3 protein-coding genes are annotated in these 2,967 nt (G+C 43.4%); all 3 read right to left on the bottom strand.

Annotated elements, in window-relative coordinates:
- Positions 1-268: 268 nt before the first annotated feature.
- The 3 genes from BCT81_RS24890 to BCT81_RS24880 all read right to left on the bottom strand — a co-directional run bounded on the left by BCT81_RS24890 (position 269) and on the right by BCT81_RS24880 (position 2,841).
- On the bottom strand, positions 269-763 hold the full coding sequence (locus BCT81_RS24890) for a YcxB family protein (protein ID WP_102426197.1): 495 nt from the start codon (positions 761-763) through the stop codon (positions 269-271).
- 269 nt (positions 764-1,032) lie between these two features.
- Positions 1,033-2,124 carry a nickel/cobalt transporter gene (locus BCT81_RS24885; protein WP_102426196.1) on the bottom strand — a complete coding sequence of 364 codons (1,092 nt, stop codon included), beginning with the start codon at positions 2,122-2,124 and terminating at the stop codon, positions 1,033-1,035.
- Between the two features lie 105 nt (positions 2,125-2,229).
- Positions 2,230-2,841, bottom strand: a complete 612-nt coding sequence (locus tag BCT81_RS24880) for a DUF1007 family protein (protein WP_102426195.1) — start codon at positions 2,839-2,841, stop codon at positions 2,230-2,232.
- Between the last annotated feature and the right edge of the window lie 126 nt (positions 2,842-2,967).

The raw sequence follows: 2,967 nt of genomic DNA, 5'->3' as shown, positions 1-2,967 counted from the left end.
GGCCAAGTATTAATCAAAAATTGATTATTTCAAGTGTGGTGCACTTGATGCAATTGTGCAAAAAGCAGGGGAAAGTTTGAGTTCAATTCAATAGGTATAAGCGGTGCTGAATCATCTAGATGAACTCACGCTAAAAACAGGCAGTAGAGCTGTACATGGGGTTTTTAAGAATTAAGAACATTGGGTTAAGCTGAGTGCGGTAGGAATCTGTTTTGTAAGGCTAGAAAATATTAAGACCTCAACTCTGAGAGGTCTTAATACACTTATGTTAGTTAGCTTTTGATGCTTTATGTTGCTCAACCATGAAAGTAATCGCGTCATCACTTAGGCACGATTTGCTCACGTATTGGCGTTGCTTCCCAATATGAATGATAAAGCCAAGGTCAGTCTCCTCAAGCTCGTCGATCTGGTTCCACTTGATCGTGTTGGTGGTCTTATAGTTTTTGTAACTCACGCCATCTAAATCACCTTTAAATACCACTTTGCTGCCAGCGCCAGAGCTGATTCTTTGTCGCCACAACCACCAGGTTCGTTTGCAATATACGCTGAACGCTTCGATAACACTCAATACAATGAAGAACCAACCAACGTAGCCGCTCGGTAATAGTTTAAACTCAAGTAGAACCCAACCAAAAAGAAGAAACAAAAACGCCTTCAAATACGCTTTTGGGAATTGAGTCGGGACGCTCGTTTGGTCATAGCACTCAGCAAAGAAAGCTTTGTCGAGGGTGTACTCTGTGGTGAAACCGGAATCTTTAGACATGTATGACTACTTTAAGGTTCTCTGTAAATGGACTTTCAGTGGGCAGGTGTCCCACGCAGCAATTTCGCAACTTGATTATTGTATCGCTTCTCACCGCTTTTATTTAGAGATTTTGGCTCTGTTTTGTAAATCGATGATAATGAAAACGGAATTCATACTATTAGCGATGCAACGTTTGAAAAAAATTAAAGGGTGTTTATGTCAGCGAAGTAAAAAGACCTCTGGCTAAGAGGTCTTTAGTCTGGGGAAGTGTTAGAGCGTCCCTACAGTTACATAGTAAACACCGGCGACATACCGCTCTCTTGTCCACTCATTAGCAACAAGCCAATTAAGACAAGTAAAACACCACCAAACAGTTGTAAGTAATGACCTGCAGCTTTCAGTGACGCACTGTTATTCTTGTTACCAGCAGCCAAATAGCGTTTTACCAAGTTTTTGCCTGTTAGTGTCATGATTGCAATCGTCGAGGTTGTGAACGCGGTACCTATCGCCATGGCAAAGGCACTGACAACGCCCATCCAATATAAGCCAACCATGTTTGCGAAAAGCAGAACCATAATCGCACCTGTACATGGCCTTACGCCAATCGTAACGATGATTCCTGCATATTCACGAAGTGTTGAAGCTTTGTTTATAGCGTCTGCATCGGCAACATGCTGGTGGCCGCATCCACAATCCGTTTGAGAATGATCTGTGTGAGCGTGTTCAGCACTTTGTAATGCGTTAGATGGCTTCAACATCATTGAACCAGCAGGTACTGATGAGCGAAGGGCCATTGATGATTGGACTGAAATTGGCGAAGACGTATCGGCAGCTAAGGTGGTAATCGCTTTCACTTTCAATTTTGGTGTACGCATTGTGGTGTAGATGTTTTTAAGAGCCTTCCAACAGATCAATGCACCCACTACCGCGACTAACGTGAAACTCAACGAGACAAACATATTGGCTTTGTCATTCACCATTCGCATAGAAGCGCTAAAGCCCCATAGCAACACGCTTACTAATAATATTGCGACTAATGCTTGTAAAAATGCAGAAACAACCGTTAGCACTAAACTGGCTTTTGCTTTTGTTGGGTGAGTAGCTAAGTAGGTCGAAACGATGACTTTGCCGTGTCCAGGTCCAAGTGAGTGAAGCATGCCGTAGATAAAGCTGAACCCGATAAGGTAGCTACCTGCGCCCCAAGGGTTAGACTTCGCATCATAGAGGAGGTCGGCAAGTTCTGAATTAACTTCTCTTTGCCATTGAATGCTGGATATCACCAATGATGGCCACATAACCCACAGTTGGTATGCACCGACGGCAACGAGTGTGAAGGCAAGGACACCTGTAAGGTAGTATTTTGTTTGATTTTTCTGCATTAAATGCACCTTTATCAGAAATCTTTTTCTTGATGATTAGAGAGACTGAACGAGCACAGACGCTTAATTGTCGAAACGCCTAATCGTAAAAATAAAACGCCTTGGTTAAGAACCAGGAACCGCTGCACAATGAAGCTCGACCGACTGAGTGAACAGCTGTCCTAATGTGTTGTCTGGGTCGGCATCGGCAGGTAAAGACATCGCATAACTCATTTGCTCAGGCGTTGGGTTCGGCTCGATAATTTCTAACTTACATTGTCTTGCGAGCTCTGGAGATAACGTCACATCGTCATTAGCGATCCACGACATATCGACAAAATAGCTCGGATCAAAAATCAACATACGAAGCGAATCACGTGTTACTGGCTTTGGCTTTGAAAGTGGTAGGTCGAACGTGAGAACCATTTTGGCTCTATCACGCTCGAATTTGGCATGTTCAGCAACCTGATATTTAATTGGCTCCTCACCATCGTAGAAATAAGTAAAGTAATGTTCGTACATCATGTTTTCGATCACTGAGGCCGCAAGGTTCTTGAACGTTTCTTCCTCTTTTTCTGGAGAAACGTCTTCGCCATCCAGCATATACATAGAGGTCATTGCGTCAAAAGACCACTCCATTGAAAAACCGGTGATCATGCCATTCTCACCCTCTATGTGAGTTTTCATTTCGATCCAAGAGTGGGGGTGTGCATGCAGGTTCGGAGCAAAAGTCAGCATCGCTAACCAAAGAGGTAAATGCTTAACAGAGTGTAATCGCGTTGGGAAACGACATAAATATCGTGAGGAGAGGCACCTGAGCACCTTGATTAGACTAAATAGCGGTTTCATGGGACATAATCTGTA

Origin of the sequence: Vibrio sp. 10N.261.52.A1, assembly GCF_002876325.1 — a bacterium.
GTDB classification, from domain to species: Bacteria; Pseudomonadota; Gammaproteobacteria; order Enterobacterales; family Vibrionaceae; genus Vibrio; species Vibrio chagasii.
This window is presented reverse-complemented; position numbering and strand designations above follow the sequence as displayed.

Bases quoted from the DNA above. Each gene is read 5' to 3' on its own strand.
- BCT81_RS24890 (WP_102426197.1), bottom strand. From the start codon at position 763: ATGTCTAAAGATTCCGGTTTCACCACAGAGTACACCCTCGACAAAGCT.
- BCT81_RS24885 (WP_102426196.1), bottom strand. From the start codon at position 2,124: ATGCAGAAAAATCAAACAAAATACTACCTTACAGGTGTCCTTGCCTTC.
- BCT81_RS24880 (WP_102426195.1), bottom strand. From the start codon at position 2,841: ATGCTGACTTTTGCTCCGAACCTGCATGCACACCCCCACTCTTGGATC.